The organism is Streptomyces sp. C1-1, assembly GCF_050214755.1.
Lineage (GTDB): Bacteria > Actinomycetota > Actinomycetes > Streptomycetales > Streptomycetaceae > Streptomyces.
Map to the genome: position 1 here is coordinate 3,689,686 of NZ_CP189826.1, position 16,759 is coordinate 3,706,444.

Sequence of the window (16,759 nt, forward strand, 5' to 3'; positions counted from 1 at the left end):
TCTGTCGAAGGGACGGAGAACCGGGGCGGTCGCGGTCTTTGGCGAGAGGCGACCGCCCCAGCCACAGCTAGAGGTCGGTGAGCGCGTCGGTGGGGATCTCGTAGACGTTGATGACCTCGTTCACGCCGGTCCAGTAGCCGGGCGTGTAGCGGACGTAGCCGACGTGCAGCGGCGTGCCGTCGTAGGCAGTGGTGGCGTACACGTGCACCGCGTCCACGACCTTGGCGGGCTGCTTGCGGGCGCTGCGGATGGCGGTGACGGCCTCGTGTGCGGCCAGCCGGATTCCGCCGCTGCGGCGGTCGTCGATGTGGGTGTACTGGGTGGCGCGGCGGGCGATGGCGGTGCGTGCCATGGCGGTTGCCTTCCTTCGGATCAGTGCTGGCTGTTGGTGGAGGGGAGTTCGGGCAGGCCTGCGGTCTCCAGCGCCTTGGGGTCGAAGCCGGGCAGCGTGGAGCGGATGACGAGCGCCTGTGCGAGCTGTTCGGCGTAGGCGGCGCCGCTACGTGCCACCTCAACCTGCGTCTGAGCGCGCAGGGTTTCGACGCGTTCGATGTGGGCGTACTCCTCGCGCCGCTCGCTCGTCTGCCGCTCGTAGGCGACGGTCTCGCGACGGTCGTGGCGCCAGTAGCGGGCGGCGAGGCCGTAGGCGCCGGCGGTGGCCAGGGACCACAGCAGCAGGGGCAGCGGGAGCCCGTCGGCGTATCCGGCCACGCCCGCGAAGGCGAGCGCCCCGGAGGCAGCGAACGCGGTCCCGACGAGTACGGAATCGCCGGTGCTGTTGCCCGCGGCCACGCCCGCGGCGGCAGCCCCGGCGGACAGCACCGCCATCAACGCGGCGTTGCCGACGGAGTGTTCGGCGCCGTTGGCGTTCCAGATCCGGGCGAGTGCAAGCACGGTCGTGGTGGCGATGGCGGGCGCAGCCTTGGGCGCGGCACTGGCGAGCCAGTGCCGCGCGACGATGGGGTCGTTCACGAGTACTCCTCCGGTCAGTTGCCGAGCTGGGACAGGAAGCGGGCGAAGGACGCCACCAGGTCGTGAATCGGGCCGTAGGCGCCGGTCCCGGCGGTGAAGAAGCCGAACAGGAACAGCAGCACCGCTGCCCCCGCGCCGGTCGCCCTGGTCTTGACGGCGAACACGGAGGCGATGCCGAAGAGCAGCACGGCGGAGAAGGTGAGAGTCATCGCGAGCCCTCCGGGCGCGGGGTGTCGGTGCCCGCGCGGTAGATACGGGCCCAGCGGTTGTAGAGCCAGCGGCCGACGCGTATGCGCTTGCCGGTGGCGTGGCAGCGGCGGCAGTCCTTGCCGCGCTTGAGCTGTCCCTTGCGGTTGGTCTTGAGCGCGTGGCCCATGCCGCGGCACTTGCGGCAGTCGCCGAACGGCGAGGCGGCACACACAGCGACGTAACACAGCGTGACACCGAGCAAGAGTGTGATAGCGAGCAGGGTGAAGGTCATGAACTGCCCTTCCAGGCGGGTTTCAGGGGTTTCCGCAGGCAGGCCGCTACGCGCTAGCGGCCTGATCAGGGCGGATTTGGGGCGCTATCGGAGCCGCTATCGATAGCAGGGTGTGGCGCTATCGATAGCGGCCCCGGAGGCTCAGCCCGCGTCGCGCTTTCCGTCACGCTCCGCAATCGCTGCGGTGATGTGGGAGCGGTCGATGCCCCGCTTGTTGGTGAACTTGCCCTCGATGCGGCGGCCCACCTGGACGGTGGAGACGCCGCGGGGCTTCAGGGCTGCGGCGAGCGCGTCGGCGTCCCATCCGTCGTAGACCTCGGGGCGCAGCTCAGCGAGCCGCGCGACGACGGTCTCGGACCATGCCTTGGTCTCCTTGGCGGGGACCACGGCGAGGATGTCGGCGAGCAGGTCGTAGCCAGTGCTTGCGTCCGTCTCCGGCTCTTCCCCGAGCGCGTGCCCGGACAGCAGTCCGGCCAGCTCACGGGCCTTGCGAGCGCGAGCCGCGATGCTGTCGGCGCCGGGCCCGTCCACGTAGACCGAGCCCACGATCCGCGCGTCGGAGCCTTCACCCACGAAGTAGTGGATGCCCTTGTCGCCCCAGGCGAACATGGTCGCCCGCACGCCCCGCTTGTAGGCGGACGTGCCGAGCACCATGTCGTTCTCCAACTGCCCCATGACCTTCAGGCACCAACGCGCCGACGCGTTCGCGCTGATGCCGGTGGGCAGCGCCTTCGCGTCGGGACGCTGGGTAGCGAGCAGGAGCACGATGCCGGTGGCCGGACCGCGCTTGACCAGGTCGGTTGCGATCTCCTCGAACTCATCCTTGTGCTTGGGGTGTTCGAAGAGCACCTGGCACTCATCCACCCCGATCACAATGGGGTGCAGGCCAAGGGAGCGCTTGTCGGCGAGTTCGCTGGTCACCTTGGACTCCGGGCAGATGTCCCGCGGAAGCGAGCGGATCACCTTGGTGCGCCGGCGCAGCTCCTCGCGCAGCGCCCTGAAGTCGGCAAGGGCGTACTCGATGGCCTCGTCATCGTCGCCCGCGGCGTGCCGGTGCGAGACCGCGTTGCCGACCGGGTCCAGATCGCCGGTGCCCTTCATGTCGTAGGTGTGCAGCTCCGCCCGCGGGTCCAGCGCGGCGATCAGCAGCAACAGCCTGAGCAGGAAGGTCTTGCCCATACGCGGGATGGCGCCGATGATGCCCGCGATGTACATCAGGGTGACCTCGACCCAGCGTCCGCGCTGGTCGGTGCCGTAGGCGACGGGCTTGAACAGGTTCACCGAACCGCTGGTCAGCAGCGGCCACTTGGGCTTGCGGGAGGTCGACATGTCCTGATCGCCGACCCACAGCACCAGGTGCCCCGTGTGCTCGTTCGGGACCGCCTCGGGCCACACACAGCCCAGCGGCCGGCGCAGACCCGAGGCGAGCCGGTCGCGCCGCTCGATGACGTCCGTGACCGTAACGCCGTACGGGAGGTTGCCCTCCGCACGCCAGCCCGGACCGTCGCGGGTGATCGGGGCGGTGAACTCGAAGCCGTCCCGTCCCTTGCCCTGCGCCTGGTTGATGGCGGGGATGCCGAGCGAGCCGAGCGCCCGCAGCACGATGTCCGACGTGAGCTTGACCGCCTTGGGCAGCTCCACCGCGCGGTGGATGACCGGGTCGTCCGCCTTGCGGCCGGCGAACCCGAGCGCCATCACGACCGCGCTCACCGACACCGCCTGAAGCCAGTCCGGCGCGAGCACGTACATGGCGAGCGCGGAGCCGAGCCCGATGAACATCGCGAGCACCGCCACCAGGGTCCGCAGTCGGACCCGACCATCACGCTGCCGGGACAGCTTCAGGTACTCGGCCGCGTCCTCGCGGCGGACCGCGGCGAGGCGGACCGGTTCGCCCTCGCGGTCGGCCACCCACCGCATGGTGCCGCCCAGGAACTTCGCGGCCCCGGACGGAGCCTGAAGCGTGAGCCGCGCGGCATAGACCGGCGAGCGCAGCGCGTGGTAGCCGACCGAGTGGGCGTAGTGGCGTGCCACCCATCCGGTGGCGGTCTTCAGCTCCGCCGTGGACTTCAGCCACGCCGGAACGACGTCACGGCGCTGCGCAGCGTGCAGCCGACCGAGGTAGCCCGGACCGGCCGCCTTGGCGGTCGGAAGGTCGACCAACCGGCGGGCGGTCGGGTCGCCCGACTCGGCAGCCGACCGACCGGTCTCGGAGTCGGCCGACGGGTCCGAGTCGGGTCGGGTGGTCGGGTCGGCCGACTCGCTGCGGGCCGATCGGGCCTTGTCGAGGTCGACCACCTCGCCCCCGGAGTCGGCCATTTCGGCTTCCAGCCGGTTGAAGAGTTCGTTGTCGTCGTCGGGGTGCTTCACTGGGATTCCTTCCACTTTCGGGTGTGAGGGAGAGCGGGTCCGGCCGACGCTGTAGGAGGTGAGCGGCCGGACCCGCGGGTTACATGCCGGGCGGGAGTGCGCTGCCATTGGGGAACTCGAAGACCGTGACCAGGACTTCAAGGCCGGGGTCGTCGGCGTAGGCAACGCGGGTGTAGACGACCGTGAACGGGGTGCCGTCGCGGCCGGTGGTCGGATAGGCGCGGACGTCGTGGCCCCAGGCCCGGCGTCGGCTGACTGTGAACCGGGCGTAGGACGCCGGGATCACGCCGTGCACACCGAACCTGGGGCCGGACAGGCAGACGGCCCGCGCGGAGTCGGCGGGCAGCGGCCGACCGAGCGGGTCACCCGAGCCGCGGAAGAGACGGGTGATCCGTTTCAGGTTCACCACCAGCTCGACTTCCTCTTGGGCACGAGGTAGGGGCAGCCGTTGTTCATGTGGTCCAAGCACGGCCGGCAGTCCTCGCGGGGCTTGAGGCGGCGGTGGATGCTCCGGTCGTGGGCGTGCTGCCAGCACTGCGGGCACTCGCCGGGCGGTGTCTCCTTAACCGCCATGGTCACCACCACCCCGAGGACTTCTTGGCGGCCTTGGCGGCGGCGGCCTCGTTCACGATCCGCTGCCGCTCCGTCTGCAACGCGGTCAGCTCCGCGGTCAGCCGGGTCTGCACCGACTGCCACAGCGTGTCCAGCTTCCGTTCCGCGCGGGCGGGGCTCTTGCCCCGCGCGACCTTGTAGGAGCCTCCGGCCAGCCCCCGGAGCACCGCGCGCCGTTCCTGGCCGGTCAGCGGCCACATCTCGCCCTTGCCGACCGCTTCGAGCTTGCGTTCCGTCTGCCGGATCTCGCGGTCCAGGCGGCTGGTGTTGGGCTTGGCCATGGTCAGCCCCTCCTCGGGGTGTCGGGGTAGGCGCAAGGCACGCACAGGCCGATGGAGGTCGGGATGACGTATCCCGCATCGGTGCGGCACTGCGGGCAGGTCCGGCGGGCGCACATCGCCTTGGCGAGCGCGGCCCGCTTGCCGGGCGTCATCGGCCGCACGGGCTTGGCACGGTCGACGCGGTACAGGTAGGCGACCAGCGGGCCGCGCCGATAGCGCGGGCGCAGCACCTGCGCCGCGATCGGCTGACCGCCCGGACGTAAGCCACGGGCACGCAGTTGGCGGCGCGTGGCGAGCCCGTCGGGGGCGTAGCGCCACGGGTAGGTGGGGATGCCGTACTGGCTGCCGGAAGGGTCGTAGCACTTGCCGAATGCCGCGGGCATCAGGCGGCCTCAGCCGATGCGTCATCCTGACGCGAATCGGTAACGGCGTTTTCGTCGACCGCGTGCAGCGGGCGGCCGTCGGCGCGCTCGGACTTCAACGCGTCGCGCAGTGCACGGGCGTTGGTTGCCGAGCAGTGCACCGCGCTGCGGATGCGGTCCGCGGTCAGCTCCGCGTCCTTCCACTCCGCGGTGACCGTGCGCGCCTCGGTCAGCAGCTCCTCGAAGGTGCGCTGCGCCTTCGCCTTCGCCTTGCCTTTGGCGGGGGCCTGTCGGCGCGGGCGCGGCTTGGCGTCGACCGGGGGCGCCGGCGTGTCCGCCGGGGGCAGCGCGGGGGTGGGCTCTTCGGTGGCGGGGGCGAGGTCGCCCATGCGCAGCATCACGCGCTCGCGGCGCGGGGTCTTGGAACGCCACTGTCGGCCGTACTGCTCGCGCAGGTCCGCGCGAGCCAACTGCCGTTCCTTCTCCCGCGCCAGTGCCTCCCTGTAGGAGGTGACCTCCCACAGCGTCATGCGGCGCCACAGCGCGAAGGTGGAGGGGAAGGCGAGCAGCCAGCGGGAGAATCGGATCTTCTCCATCCGGCGACCGGTGGCGGCGCCGATCCGCACGGCGTAGATGTGCGCACCGATCTCGGAGAACACCACCCACAGCAGCGGCATCGTGCCGTGCGCGACCTTGGCCGACAGGGAGTGTCCGGCCGCGATGTTCAGCCCGCACGTGATCAGCGTGAGCACCCAGGGCACGAACCGCACCCACGCAAGCGCCATGTCCATCCGGATCAGCAGCAGGTTGGCCACGGTGAACACCGGAATGGCCACGTCGATACCGACCGGAAGCATCCACGGCGAATGGAAACCCCAGCTCACCGCGGCGGCGGACACCGCGTCGAAGGAGGAGATCAGACCCAGCGCGCCGACCGCGGCGGCAGCGAACGCTCCGACTCCGGCAAGGCCCAGCTCCGGGCGGGTCAGCGGCGGCACCCCGGACGCGGGCGCCTCGGGGGCAGGAGTGGTGGTCATGCCGCAGCCCCCTTGCGCGCCCTGCGACGGCGGGCGGGACGGACCAGGGGGACGACGTCGAACAGGTCCGGGTTCTCCTCGATGACCTGCGCAGCGATGCGGACCAGGTCATCGGGAAGCTCGGGGCTGTCGGCGAGGATGTCGCGCGCCGCGTCCTCGCGGGCCGCGCGCTCTTCGTCCGTCTCGCCCGCGACCCCCAGCCACAGCTCAACCGGGGTGCCGAGCGCCAGTTCCGCGAAGTCCTCGGTAGAGATGGCCTGTTGGCGGCCGATGTACGTACGCATGGCAGTTCTCCTGACATCGAAGGGATGCCGGGGCGGTCGCGGTCTTTTGGCGAGAGGCGACCGCCCCGGAAAGACAAGACCCGCACCGCAGACGGGCGGGGTGGTGCACGGAGCGGGGAGGGTCAGACCGTGGCGATGATGAGCGCGGCGATCAGCAGCCACAGGTGGTGGAAGGACTGGTCAAGGGCGTACGCGCCGGTACCGATGTGCGGGTTGTCGTCGCGCCCGGCGCGCGGGGTGCCGAGCCGGTAGAACTCGCCCTTGCCCGTCACCTTGGCCAGCCACGCGAGCGTGCTGCGCCGGTCCGCCCACCAGTGCGTAACCGCGTCGACGCCGAGCCCGGCGACGATGCCGAGCACGGACAGGCGCAGGTCCAGCAGCCAGACGACCGGCAGTAGCACCGCGACCTTGGTGGCGGTCAGGGTCGCGACGTGCCGGGCGTCGGCGAGGCGGCCGACCCAGCCGGGGCGCCCCTTGTGCGCGGACTGGTGGGAAGTCTGCACCCAGTGGTCGCCCACGCTGTGGGCGACGTACAGGGCGACGAACACGGCGGCGAAGGTGGCGGCAGCCATGGCGGTCACCGGCTTTCGTCGCGGGACTGGACGAGCTGAATGGCCAGCCGGGCGAAGTGGGCAACGGCGTCGAAGTCCGCGAACGTCACGCCGTAGGTCTCGGCAGCCTGAAGCATGCCGTGCAGGATCGACGCGGCGTCGGCCACCTGAGCGGCCGTCGGACGGTGGCCGGGGGCGAACTCCATGGCGGCCGAACCGATGCGGTGGGCGATGTTGTCGAGGTCGCGCTGATTCACGGATCTTCTCCTGATGTCGAGGGACTTGAAGCCGAGGCGGTCGCAGTCCTTGGCGAGAGGCGACCGCCTCGCAGGGCGGAGCGGCGGGGTCAGATGTCCGAGACGATCCCGGCTCCCCGCAGCGCTGCTCGTACGAGACGAGCAGCGGAGGCAACCGGCCGCCGTGCGAAAGCGCGGCGGTGAGATGAGGTGGTGCGTTGTCTCCTTCATCGCGACCGCGCTCCCGTGTCAGGTAGAGCTGTCCGGCCTCGAAGTAGGCGTATGGAGACATGACCTTTCGGTCTAAGCCCTCCGGTGAATGCCAAGGCGCCGGGTCGCCTCCCCCCGTCCAACGCGGGGCTCCTGGTCATGCGCTCGTTCGGTCGCTGACGCGACCCGATCGAGAGGAACATGTATTACGTGTTCCTCATCTTGCAGAGAGAGGTTCGCCCCGTCAAGCCCTTCGGCTGTTGGAGGTCTGCGAAGCCCTCGCGCTCGATGTACCTACAGACTGGCGTCGGCAGCGACGACGTTCGACTTCGCGGTTGCGCGGCTCAAGTCGTCCTTAGCTACCGTGAAGTCGAACCAAGTCGTCCCAAGCAGTAGGAGGTTGGCATGGCGAACGAGCGACTGCGCGGCGCGATAGTGGACTTGGGCCTGACGCTCGATGAGGTCGCCGAACGGCTCGGGGTCGCGGCCAAGACGGTCGAGCGATGGATCAACGAACCTGAGCGCAAGCCGTACCGCCGCTTCCAGTTCGCAACCGCATCCCTGTTGAGGTGCGAGGTGTCGTACCTGTGGCCGGATGAGCGCACGTCGGCGGAGGTCGCGGCCGCCGGCAACGCGGAGTTGGTCAGGCTCTATCCACACCGGTCCGTCGTGATGCAAACCCTCTGGACGAACCTCTACTCCAAGGCGACCCGACAGTTTGACCTGTTGGTGTACTCCGGGTTCTGGCTCACGGAAGACGCGTCGTTCCACCGCATCGTGAAAGAGAAGTCAGCCGACGGAGTGCCCATCCGCTTCATCCTGGGAGAGCCCACGTCGCCGGCCGTCGCGGTCCGCGGCGAGGACGAAGGAATTGGCGGGGCGATGGCAGGCAAGATCCGGAACGCCCTCATCAACTACGGCCCGCTCTTCGGTCTCCCCGGGGTGGAGTTCCGGTTGCACAGTACGACCCTCTACAACTCCATCTACCGGGCCGATGACGAGATGCTGGCCAACGGGCACCTCTACGGCGTCGGCGCCTACATGGCCCCTGTGCTGCACCTGCAACGCGTGCCCGGCGGTGAACTCTTCGACGCCTACGCTGAGAGCGTTGAGAAGGTCTGGGAATCGGCCCGCCCGATCTCTTCACCCGCCGATTGGGAAGGCACTGCCTGATGAGCCGCATCGACTACTTCCGCGACCCGAACGCACCTCAGGCAAACTCGGTGGTGCCCTCGGTCACCGCGATCGTCCGAGACGACACGGGGCGGTTGCTGCTCATCCACAAGACCGACAACGACCTGTGGGCGCTGCCCGGTGGTGGCCACGACATCGGCGAACGCATCGCTGACACCGCCGTACGTGAGGTCGCGGAAGAGACCGGCATTGACGTCGAGGTAGACAACATCGTCGGCCTCTACACCGACCCTGAGCACGTGCTGGCGTACGACGACGGAGAGGTCCGGCAACAGTTCTCCATCTGCTTCCGAGCCCACCCTGTCGGGGGTTCGCTGCGTACGAGCAGCGAGTCAAAAGAGGTCCGCTGGGTTGACCCAACGGACCTTGACGGGCTGGACATTCATCCGTCGATGATGCTGCGCATCCGCCACGGTCTCGACGACTCGCGGCGAGAGCCCTACATCGGCTGACTGTCGGCGGAGACCTGCGCCAACCGGCCCTCAACACGCTTCGCCGCCGCGTGGATCTCAGGGGCCGCGCGCTGGATGAACCGCCCGACGATCGTGTCCGGACCGTACCGCTGCACGATCTCGTCCAGCCGCTCGGTCGAGGTGGTCTGCGTTCCGTCGGGCGTCGTCGTCATGTCGCAGAAGAGCAGGGCGTCGACCAGGTCCGGACGCTCTAGCTCGAACTCCCCTTCAAGCTCCTGCCTCAGCCCGCGTTCCTCGGCTTCCAGCAGGGCGCAGGAGTGGTGGGCCACGAGACGAACGACCCGCTCGTCTGCCTTCTCCTGGTCGCGGAGGAACCGCGCACCGTCCAAGGGGTGAAAGCCGGTCGTGGCGATGGCCGGCGAGTAGCCGATGTCATGCAGCACCGCGGCGGCTTCCAGCAACTCGGCGTCGTCGCCCATGATCGGGCCCAAGGAGCGAGCGCGCTTGGCGACCCCCAGCGAGTGCGCCCACCGGCGCGGGAGCGGATCGGACAGCAGCGATTCGGAGAGCGAGTACGCCCACTCAGTCAATCCCATGGCAGCCAAGACTACGGCCGGACAGTGGGCGTCGGGAGAGCACGCACTGTTCGCCCCTTCCCGTGAACAGTGGTGAGCAGACCGTTTCCTTCCATCTGAGCCAGGATGCGCCGCACTGCGGTACGCGAAGCGCCAAACCGCTCGCAAAGCTTGGCCTCCGACGGGTACGTGTCCCCAACTGAGAGTGAGTCCTCTGTCATCACGGCTGTCATCCGCTCCGCGAGCGACCGTGGGTCACCGCCCCGCACGACGCGCCACCCGATCCCGGGAGCAGACTCAACCACACCGTCAGCTTCAAGAGCCTTGAGAGCACGACGGATGGTGTTACGGGCGACGCCGTGCGAGCGCATGAGAGCAGCTTCTGACGGCAATGCTTCGCCGACGTCTCCCGACTCAATCTGCTGGCGCAGCAACTCAGCGACCTGCAAGTAGGTACCTCGCGGACTTGCTTGCGGCACATCAACTCCCTGATCGCGTTGCGTCCCCACGGCTACGAAGAGCCCTCCATCCCTTCGACAAGCCTCTCACGCGCTGCTCGTACCCATTGTGTTTGAGTGTGATCGTGGCCAAATACCCTAACGCAAGACTCCTCTGCATTGCGAAGCAGCGAGATGCCTTGCTCAAGGTTCCCTGACTGTGCATGAGCTAGTGCCAAGTCGATCTCTGACTGGATCGTCTCAGGGTTGTCTGGACCCAGCACCCTTAGCCGTCCAGCGAGCGTTTCTCTCAACAGGGAGATCGCTCGATCAAATTCCTCATGAGCTTGCCAGGCGAGGCCAAGATTCCCCTGGGCCGTGAAGGTATCGGGATGGTCTTCTCCCAGCACTTCGCGACACAACTCAAGAGTTTCGACGAACAAGGAAATTGATCGGTCTACATTCCCCGACATCAGGTAAGCATGGCCAAGGTTGTTCCGAGAACTGAGCGTCTGCGGATTCCTTGGACCAAGGACGCGAATTCGTTCAGCGAGTACCTCTTCATGCAAAGAGATAGCCCGCCCAACATCTCCGGCAGAGACGTACGCATTCGCTAGGTTGTTGCGGGAACTCAACGTCTCCGGATGATCCGGCCCCAGTACCCGCATACGCGCACTAAGCGTCGCCTCAGAGAGAGTGATGGCTCGCTCAACATCCCCAGCCTCCGCATAGGCGTAAGCCAGGTTATTGCGGGCACTCAACGTCTCCGGATGGTCCGGCCCCAGTACCCGCATACGCGCATTAAGCGTCGCCTCAGAGAGAGTGATGGCTCGCTCAACATCCCCAGCCTCCAAAAGGGCAGAAGCAAGGTTATTTTGGAGCGTTAGAGTAAGCGGATGATCACGCCCATTGAACCGAAATGAGGAATCAAGTGCCTCACTCAACAACGAGATGGCTCGGCTAGTTTCGCCCAGCTCCCTCAGAGTGTTAGCTAGGTTGTTCTGGGATGTCAGAACATCGGGATGTCCGACACTCAACGACCGCTTACGCTGAGCCAAAATGTCAAGATACAGATCTGCTGCCTCCCTCGTTTGCCCCATGGAGACATACACGCTTGCGAGATTGTTAAGAATGACTAGATTTTTCGAACTTCGCGCGCCGTAAATCGTCGAACATTGCTCAGACGCATCGGAATACAATTGCCGCGCTTCTGCGTAGTGACCCTTTTGGGACAGAAGGGAGGCTAGACCCGTCTTTGTTTCCAGAACGTCCGGACTCAAATCCCCGAGATGTCGCTGCTGGTCATCCAGAACAGTACGGTATAGCTGTTCAGACTGAAGCAACTGAGCCAGCTCGCTACGAAGAGAGAGGACGCTTGGATGCCATTCGCCCAAAACGTCTGTCAAGTGTGCGATGCGCTGCTCAAGCTCATCCCGAGTAGCCCCTCGTTCCTCAGCCGAGAAGTCCAATGTATAGGCCGTGGAGATCGCAGACGCAGCAATGCCCGAATTATTGGCAGAGATTGCCGAATCTCCAATAAATTCCGTCTCCTCGATAGAACGCATTGCATAGTGGCGCCTACTTAGACCATCACACTTATCGGCGACTTCTTGCGTCATTTCTTGAATATTCTGACCCGAAGGACAGTAATGGATGGCTAGTGGGTAGCGCGCTGCGGCCGCCGCGAGTCGATCTGGAATTTCAGCATTCGTAAGGAGCAGCCCGTATACACCTTTGATTGGACTAAGAAGCTTGTCTAGACGTCGAACCTGTTCAGCAAGATCTAGGACCCAGGCGCTCTGCACTGACCGGCCATACATTTTAGCTTCAACCGCAACGATGAATCCCTGTCGCGTTACCAGCGCATCAGGCTCCAGGTCACCAAAGCGTGGCCTTAGAGCAACTTCCCACCCTCGTTCAGAGAGAGCTGCTGACAGAACTTGGAAGAACTCTTCCTCTTCGGCCCGATTCACGGCCCGCTCCTAACATATTTCCAGGAGAGTTCTTTCTTCCACTCTCGCCAGTTAATGATAATCGGGATAGGCGTTGTAATAGCCGTAACGAAGAGAGATAGTGTAATGCCAAGAAGGTTCGCTTCTCGGTCAGGACCTGAGTGTGGGGTGAAGACCTGCCAAAGAATCAGCCCGATAGCCGTCAGTACGAAAATGCCCGAAAAGGAAAAGGCGACACGCGCCCCTGTCGAATGCAACGGGGAGGTCATATCGCAAGTCAGCAAGGTGCCTCTCGAACTCGTGTCCTCGATGACACATCTCGTAAGGCTGACCTTTCCTGATCTGCCATCCGTCTTGAGAGATCTTTCCAGGCCGGACCAAAGGATGCTCGTCGATCTAACCAGTAGTTCAACAACAGTTACACTGCGCGAACCGGCACTAGGCGTAGCTTTGACGTGAAATTCAAGGGATGAAGTACTCATGCAGTACAAGTGAACTTCGCAGTCGTTCAGCGGAATTACAAAGTCCATCCCGCCCGCCGCGGCACGAGGGAATGCGGTCTGAATCTTGGTCAGCAATGCCGACGAATCCATCTCGGCATGCTCGATCAGCCCAGTCACCGTAATTTGCGGAGACGCCACCCTGCGATGCACCCCCGGCACCCGTAGAGCTTGGGCACCAGGTGGACCCCGGCACCAGGGCACCTAGCTTAGCTGGCGGGCACTCTGGGGATCGCAACGCGCCTGGTGACCCACTCACCGAGAGCCAGCCTCGCTGGCATAGGAAGCAAACCCGTCTCACGCGCCACCCGTGGGCATGACTGCGCCGCAGGAGGCGGGCGCGGGTCGGCCGGCCCTCGGGGGCGTCCCGCCACCAGGGGGTGGCCACGCACGATATGCGATAGAGATCAGCCCATGACTGAGGAGGACAGAGAGAACGTGCAGGTCAGCCCGCACTCATGGAGTCGTCTAGGCATGCCCTCCGGAGCCGTGTGCGCAGGTTCGAATCCTGCCGGGGGCACCTCGAAGAAGGTGCCTAGAGACCCCGCCACCAGCGAGAACGCTGCGTGCGGGGTCTTTGCGTATGTGCAGCCGTGTGCCGTCGGGAGAACCGCAGGTACCCAAGCCCCCTCGGGCAACGTGCAGGTGAAGATCCCGGGCATGTGGCCACACGATCAGCCTTAAGGCCTCACGCTGCCAGCTGTGAGGTTCCGCAGTGCGAGACCTGGGGTGCGGCCGATCAGCCGGAGTGGCCAGCGCGTTGGATCGAGGAGGAGAGATGCTGGCGAACCTACTGCCTGGGCTTCGTGACGTCCGGGCACCGCTGTCGGCGGGGTGCATTTGGCTTCTGACCCTCTGGCTGATCGTGGAGCATCGGGTCCCGACACGGGAACAAGCTCATGGTGTGTGGGCGTCGCTGTACCGCCTCGGCGGTTTGCTGGGCCCTGCCGCTCTCCTGGCGTCCGCAGCCTTTGCCGCGTATCTCATCGGCGCGATGTTGATGGTCCGAGTCGCCACGGTGAATGTGCAGGAGGCACGGAAGACCGCGAGGCTCAGGAACATTCAGATGGCCCTCAGACCGCGCGTATCGAAGCTCGCGTTCGATGACCTGATTCGCTTCCTTCAGACGCAAGGCCGAGTGCCCGTACCCGGGCAAGGAGAGGTGAGAGATCCTCGGCGCGAGCAGGGTGAACGCGGGCTCGTCAACCTCGTGGCCCGTGACGTTCTTGGCGAGACCAGGCAGCTTCGGATAAAGCTGCTGATCGCCAACTACGACTTGTTCAACGAGTACGACCGGGCCGTGGGTGAGGCAGAGTTCCGCAAGAACGTCGCTTACGCCCTCGTGGGTTTGGCTGCCGCGCTCAGCCGGCTCTACTCCCCTTGGTGGGCTCTCATGCTGATCGTGCCTCTCCGGCTCTACATCGCCGGGGTGGGAAGCGAGCGGGTAGCCAATGACGTCATCATCCAGGCTGTAGTGGCGGGACTTCTGGAGCCCGCCACGTTGACCGGAGCCGCGGGTCTGCCGGCAGTTCCGGCGGAGCGCGGTCCACAGGGTCCATAGGGTCGGGAGAGTCCGGAATGCCGGCTGCACGATGCGGCTTCGGATCTCTCCAAGGCTTCGGACGGGGGCCGCGTGAGCCGTGTGGTCCGCGTCAGGCAGTCTTCCATGGCGTGCTCCTCGCCCGGACCTTTTGGTCACATGGCGACGGGACCCCGGTGAGTGCGAGACCGCAACGGCGGTCGTGGAGTCCCACCTCGTGAAGATCGAGCGGGTGGTTGACCGGACCCGCGCCTCACATGCGGGGCAGCCGTTCCCAGTGGTTCATCCCTGGCGCACGGGACAGCACTTGCCCAAGTTGCCCGGTTGGGAGAGCAGTTGTGCCAGATGTCTCTCGGCGTGTGCCGTCATGGCGGAGTGGTTTGCCGTTCGCGCGAGCGGCAACGCGAAGTCCATGAGTCAATCGAACAGCGAAACGAAGCGAACTTCCGCATCCAGTCGCAGTGCAGCGGCCAAGGCCCGGCGGGCCACGGCGAAGGCAACTGCTCCTGCGTCGCAGGCGGCAGACAAGGCAGCCGAGAAATCGGATGCTGTCGAGTCGGCGGCCGTGGGCGCGGCCGAGCGTACGGCCGGGGCGAGCACCGCGGTCGTGCACGGCGCGGCCGAGCGTGTCCAGGCCGGCCGGCAGGCCGTCATCGCCGCCTCGGGACAGGCCGTCGCCTTCGCCAGGACGGCGTGGACGCTGATCGCCCAGCGAAGGCTCCTCGCCGCTGGTGTGGGCGCGGGGTTGTCGGCGTTGGGTACCACGTCATACCTGGCGGGTCGCCGTGCGGGGCGCCGCACGCAGGGTCCGATCACCCGTCTGACCGGTGGGCGGATCTGACGCGAGAGGCGGGTCCGTTGCTTGATCGGCAGCTGACATCTACGGCTGACATCGACACGCCGGGCGGAGGCGTACATCAGCGTCTCCGTCCGGCCGCCGCATTGGTCGCCGGCAGCGGCCGGAGCCGGCTCGGTGCGAGGTGCTGAAGCGGGTGTCGATCAACAGGGACTGATCTGGCCAACCGTTGGAGCTCGGCAAACCGCTTGTCCTGGCGACGGCTTTCCTCGCCTCGGTTGCCGAGAGCACGCGCGTGAGCCTGTCCTGGCGTTCGTCCCGGCGGAAGCGATCAGCCATAGGAACCCAACCCTCGAGTGCCCTTGCGGACCGTGCCCTTGAACTCCACGGTCGACAGGTTCTTGGCGCCCGTGAAATCGGCGCCGCTCAGGTCCGCTCCGGTGAAGTCCGCGTCGCGGAGGTCGGCCTCCCTCAAGTCCGCGCCGCGCAGGATGGCGCCGGGCAGGCTGGCGCGGACGAGACTGGCCCGCTGCAGACGGGCACCCTCCAACTCGGCCCTTGTCAGGTACGTATCGTCGAAGTGGGCCCCTGTCGCCTGGATCCGCCTCAGGTCGGCGCGCACGAGGTGTGACCGGGCCAGATCGGCGTCGGTCAGGACCGCGTCCGCCAACTCGGTCCCGTCCAGGGTTGCTTCGCGCAGAGATGTGCCCACCAGGACCGCCCCGGCCAGATGGGCGTGCTCCAAGTCCGCGCTGCCCAGGTCTGCGTCGCTGAAGTCGGCCTCCGGGAAATTGATACCGATCACGCGTTGGCGGGCCCGGTCCCACATCCCCATGTAACCCAGGTTGCGCAGGCGGACGTTGCGCAGGTCGAAGTCACCGCTGCCGTCACGCGTGGCATCCCGGTTGGCCAGTACCGTCATGGCCGCCTGCACGTCCGTGGCCGGGCGGGCATCGGCTGAGCCGTCCACCTGCCCGTGAGTGTGCTCACGGACGTATGCCGTCAGGAGAGTGACGACGGTGGGCTGGTCGTACGGCGAGTCCCGCATGAGGCGTTCCAGGCCGTAGATGCCGCCGAGGCGGACGTCCACGGCCGACGAGGAGAGGTTGCCGATCGCCGCATTGAAACGGCCGGTGACCTGTCCACGCTCCGCGATCCGCAGCTGTTCGCCCGACTGCTCGACCGAGACCCAGGTGAACAGCAAGGCGGCAAGAGCCGCGAGCCCCGGCAGCGATGTCGCCGCCAGTGCCACCCATTGCAGGCGGTTTCCCGTCGTACGGTCGTCCGCGCGAGGGCGTCTCGCGCGGCGTCGGCTTCCGTGACGTGTGCCTCGGTGAGAAATTCGGCGCAGCTGCGCCGAGGTGCTCAGCCTTGTCATACCGGCCATGGAACCCCGGAACCTTGGATGGACCGGCATTCTGGCCGCGCGGCGGACGACAGCTTCGGGCGAACGGCCGAATTCTCACCCACGTCGGTCAGGCCGAGGAGCGGATCCGGCGCAGGACGATCAGGCAGCCGACGAGTTCGAGGAAGGCTCCGCGGATGTCAGACCGCGTAGACAGCACGGACACAGGCGCCGGAAGCGATGCAACGACGCGAACGTGTGCCGCGGAACCCCAGCGGTAGCGGCTCGGTCCGCTGCCATGGGGTGTGCCCCCGTGCCATGGGGTGTGCCCCAGCCGGTCGCGTCGGCCCCGAGTGGTGGGATGGCATCGAGCCGGGCATGAGCTGGGTGACGCCGTTCACGGTTGCCGCTGGTGAGGATGACGGCCGTCGAGCGCCGAGCCCTCGGTGATCAGGTCGGAGCCGACCCGGCACCGGTCGACCGGTGCCGTCCGGCCTCACTCGGCAGTGCCCCCGTGAAGCCTTTCCCCGACTCCGGCCATATTTCTTGGCGCAAGAGAGCACCGGCCAAGCTGTGTCCTTGCTAGGATCAATTCAGGCTTCCCCGGGAGAAGA

21 protein-coding genes are annotated in these 16,759 nt (G+C 66.6%); 4 read left to right on the plus strand and 17 right to left on the minus strand.

Annotated elements, in window-relative coordinates; all coding sequences use genetic code 11:
• Positions 1 to 67 precede the first annotated feature (67 nt).
• The 13 genes from ACQF4J_RS16600 to ACQF4J_RS16660 all read right to left on the minus strand — a co-directional run bounded on the left by ACQF4J_RS16600 (position 68) and on the right by ACQF4J_RS16660 (position 7,204).
• On the minus strand, positions 68 to 352 hold the full coding sequence (locus tag ACQF4J_RS16600; protein ID WP_427165956.1) for a hypothetical protein: 285 nt from the start codon (positions 350 to 352) through the stop codon (positions 68 to 70).
• Between the two features lie 20 nt (positions 353 to 372).
• Positions 373 to 972 carry a hypothetical protein gene (locus tag ACQF4J_RS16605; protein WP_427165957.1) on the minus strand — a complete coding sequence of 200 codons (600 nt, stop codon included), beginning with the start codon at positions 970 to 972 and terminating at the stop codon, positions 373 to 375.
• 14 nt (positions 973 to 986) lie between these two features.
• A complete protein-coding gene (locus ACQF4J_RS16610; protein ID WP_427165958.1) occupies positions 987 to 1,181 on the minus strand; it encodes a hypothetical protein in 195 nt (64 codons plus the stop codon).
• On the minus strand, positions 1,178 to 1,453 hold the full coding sequence (locus ACQF4J_RS16615; protein ID WP_427165959.1) for a hypothetical protein: 276 nt from the start codon (positions 1,451 to 1,453) through the stop codon (positions 1,178 to 1,180). The genes ACQF4J_RS16610 and ACQF4J_RS16615 overlap by 4 nt, the downstream gene beginning before the upstream one ends.
• Before the next feature lie 141 nt (positions 1,454 to 1,594).
• Positions 1,595 to 3,820: a cell division protein FtsK gene (locus ACQF4J_RS16620; protein ID WP_427165960.1), complete on the minus strand. Its 2,226-nt coding sequence runs from the start codon at positions 3,818 to 3,820 to the stop codon at positions 1,595 to 1,597.
• Positions 3,821 to 3,899: 79 nt separating this feature from the next.
• Positions 3,900 to 4,229, minus strand: a complete 330-nt coding sequence (locus tag ACQF4J_RS16625) for a hypothetical protein (RefSeq protein ID WP_427165961.1) — start codon at positions 4,227 to 4,229, stop codon at positions 3,900 to 3,902.
• The gene (locus ACQF4J_RS16630; protein WP_427165963.1) at positions 4,223 to 4,393 is read right to left on the minus strand and encodes a pRL2-8; all 171 of its coding nucleotides are present in this window, start codon (positions 4,391 to 4,393) and stop codon (positions 4,223 to 4,225) included. Before ACQF4J_RS16630 ends, ACQF4J_RS16625 begins: the two co-directional genes overlap by 7 nt.
• Positions 4,394 to 4,395: 2 nt before the next feature.
• The gene (locus tag ACQF4J_RS16635) at positions 4,396 to 4,713 is read right to left on the minus strand and encodes a hypothetical protein (protein WP_427165964.1); all 318 of its coding nucleotides are present in this window, start codon (positions 4,711 to 4,713) and stop codon (positions 4,396 to 4,398) included.
• Between the two features lie 2 nt (positions 4,714 to 4,715).
• On the minus strand, positions 4,716 to 5,096 hold the full coding sequence (locus ACQF4J_RS16640; protein ID WP_427165966.1) for an RRQRL motif-containing zinc-binding protein: 381 nt from the start codon (positions 5,094 to 5,096) through the stop codon (positions 4,716 to 4,718).
• Positions 5,096 to 6,112, minus strand: a complete 1,017-nt coding sequence (locus ACQF4J_RS16645; protein ID WP_427165967.1) for a DUF2637 domain-containing protein — start codon at positions 6,110 to 6,112, stop codon at positions 5,096 to 5,098. Before ACQF4J_RS16645 ends, ACQF4J_RS16640 begins: the two co-directional genes overlap by 1 nt.
• Positions 6,109 to 6,396, minus strand: coding sequence for a hypothetical protein (locus tag ACQF4J_RS16650; protein WP_427165969.1), 288 nt, complete (start codon positions 6,394 to 6,396; stop codon positions 6,109 to 6,111). The genes ACQF4J_RS16645 and ACQF4J_RS16650 overlap by 4 nt, the downstream gene beginning before the upstream one ends.
• A gap of 122 nt (positions 6,397 to 6,518) precedes the next feature.
• Positions 6,519 to 6,968, minus strand: a complete 450-nt coding sequence (locus ACQF4J_RS16655; protein ID WP_427165971.1) for a transcriptional regulator — start codon at positions 6,966 to 6,968, stop codon at positions 6,519 to 6,521.
• A 5-nt stretch (positions 6,969 to 6,973) separates the two neighbouring features.
• Entirely contained in the window at positions 6,974 to 7,204 is a 231-nt protein-coding gene (locus ACQF4J_RS16660) for a hypothetical protein (protein WP_427165973.1), read from the minus strand.
• A gap of 594 nt (positions 7,205 to 7,798) precedes the next feature.
• On the opposite strand from ACQF4J_RS16660, the gene ACQF4J_RS16665 reads away from it, so the two are divergent.
• The gene (locus ACQF4J_RS16665; protein ID WP_427165974.1) at positions 7,799 to 8,566 is read left to right on the plus strand and encodes a helix-turn-helix domain-containing protein; all 768 of its coding nucleotides are present in this window, start codon (positions 7,799 to 7,801) and stop codon (positions 8,564 to 8,566) included.
• Positions 8,566 to 9,039 carry an NUDIX domain-containing protein gene (locus tag ACQF4J_RS16670; protein ID WP_266526881.1) on the plus strand — a complete coding sequence of 158 codons (474 nt, stop codon included), beginning with the start codon at positions 8,566 to 8,568 and terminating at the stop codon, positions 9,037 to 9,039. Before ACQF4J_RS16665 ends, ACQF4J_RS16670 begins: the two co-directional genes overlap by 1 nt.
• Here ACQF4J_RS16670 and ACQF4J_RS16675 read toward each other — a convergent pair.
• The 3 genes from ACQF4J_RS16675 to ACQF4J_RS16685 are packed head-to-tail and all read right to left on the minus strand — an operon-like array spanning position 9,027 to position 11,985.
• Positions 9,027 to 9,596 (minus strand): HD domain-containing protein, encoded by a 570-nt coding sequence (locus ACQF4J_RS16675; protein ID WP_388072302.1) that lies wholly within the window; start codon positions 9,594 to 9,596, stop codon positions 9,027 to 9,029. The genes ACQF4J_RS16670 and ACQF4J_RS16675 overlap by 13 nt on opposite strands.
• Before the next feature lie 11 nt (positions 9,597 to 9,607).
• Positions 9,608 to 10,054, minus strand: a complete 447-nt coding sequence (locus tag ACQF4J_RS16680; protein ID WP_427168590.1) for a GntR family transcriptional regulator — start codon at positions 10,052 to 10,054, stop codon at positions 9,608 to 9,610.
• Between the two features lie 32 nt (positions 10,055 to 10,086).
• Positions 10,087 to 11,985, minus strand: a complete 1,899-nt coding sequence (locus ACQF4J_RS16685) for a tetratricopeptide repeat protein (protein ID WP_427165975.1) — start codon at positions 11,983 to 11,985, stop codon at positions 10,087 to 10,089.
• A 1,257-nt stretch (positions 11,986 to 13,242) separates the two neighbouring features.
• On the opposite strand from ACQF4J_RS16685, the gene ACQF4J_RS16690 reads away from it, so the two are divergent.
• Both ACQF4J_RS16690 and ACQF4J_RS16695 read left to right on the plus strand, forming a co-directional pair.
• The gene (locus ACQF4J_RS16690; protein ID WP_427165976.1) at positions 13,243 to 14,025 is read left to right on the plus strand and encodes a hypothetical protein; all 783 of its coding nucleotides are present in this window, start codon (positions 13,243 to 13,245) and stop codon (positions 14,023 to 14,025) included.
• Between the two features lie 196 nt (positions 14,026 to 14,221).
• A complete protein-coding gene (locus tag ACQF4J_RS16695) occupies positions 14,222 to 14,845 on the plus strand; it encodes a hypothetical protein (RefSeq protein WP_427165977.1) in 624 nt (207 codons plus the stop codon).
• A 286-nt stretch (positions 14,846 to 15,131) separates the two neighbouring features.
• Here ACQF4J_RS16695 and ACQF4J_RS16700 read toward each other — a convergent pair whose 3' ends face one another.
• Positions 15,132 to 16,052: a pentapeptide repeat-containing protein gene (locus ACQF4J_RS16700; protein WP_351561253.1), complete on the minus strand. Its 921-nt coding sequence runs from the start codon at positions 16,050 to 16,052 to the stop codon at positions 15,132 to 15,134.
• Positions 16,053 to 16,759: the final 707 nt, after the last annotated feature.

Coding starts and splice junctions, on each gene's coding strand:
- ACQF4J_RS16600 (WP_427165956.1), bottom strand. CDS start 352: ATGGCACGCACCGCCATCGCCCGCCGCGCCACCCAGTACACCCACATC.
- ACQF4J_RS16670 (WP_266526881.1), top strand. CDS start 8,566: ATGAGCCGCATCGACTACTTCCGCGACCCGAACGCACCTCAGGCAAAC.
- ACQF4J_RS16690 (WP_427165976.1), top strand. CDS start 13,243: ATGCTGGCGAACCTACTGCCTGGGCTTCGTGACGTCCGGGCACCGCTG.
- ACQF4J_RS16655 (WP_427165971.1), bottom strand. CDS start 6,968: ATGGCTGCCGCCACCTTCGCCGCCGTGTTCGTCGCCCTGTACGTCGCC.
- ACQF4J_RS16610 (WP_427165958.1), bottom strand. CDS start 1,181: ATGACTCTCACCTTCTCCGCCGTGCTGCTCTTCGGCATCGCCTCCGTG.
- ACQF4J_RS16635 (WP_427165964.1), bottom strand. CDS start 4,713: ATGGCCAAGCCCAACACCAGCCGCCTGGACCGCGAGATCCGGCAGACG.
- ACQF4J_RS16640 (WP_427165966.1), bottom strand. CDS start 5,096: ATGCCCGCGGCATTCGGCAAGTGCTACGACCCTTCCGGCAGCCAGTAC.
- ACQF4J_RS16650 (WP_427165969.1), bottom strand. CDS start 6,396: ATGCGTACGTACATCGGCCGCCAACAGGCCATCTCTACCGAGGACTTC.
- ACQF4J_RS16665 (WP_427165974.1), top strand. CDS start 7,799: ATGGCGAACGAGCGACTGCGCGGCGCGATAGTGGACTTGGGCCTGACG.
- ACQF4J_RS16630 (WP_427165963.1), bottom strand. CDS start 4,393: ATGGCGGTTAAGGAGACACCGCCCGGCGAGTGCCCGCAGTGCTGGCAG.
- ACQF4J_RS16645 (WP_427165967.1), bottom strand. CDS start 6,112: ATGACCACCACTCCTGCCCCCGAGGCGCCCGCGTCCGGGGTGCCGCCG.
- ACQF4J_RS16675 (WP_388072302.1), bottom strand. CDS start 9,596: ATGGGATTGACTGAGTGGGCGTACTCGCTCTCCGAATCGCTGCTGTCC.
- ACQF4J_RS16615 (WP_427165959.1), bottom strand. CDS start 1,453: ATGACCTTCACCCTGCTCGCTATCACACTCTTGCTCGGTGTCACGCTG.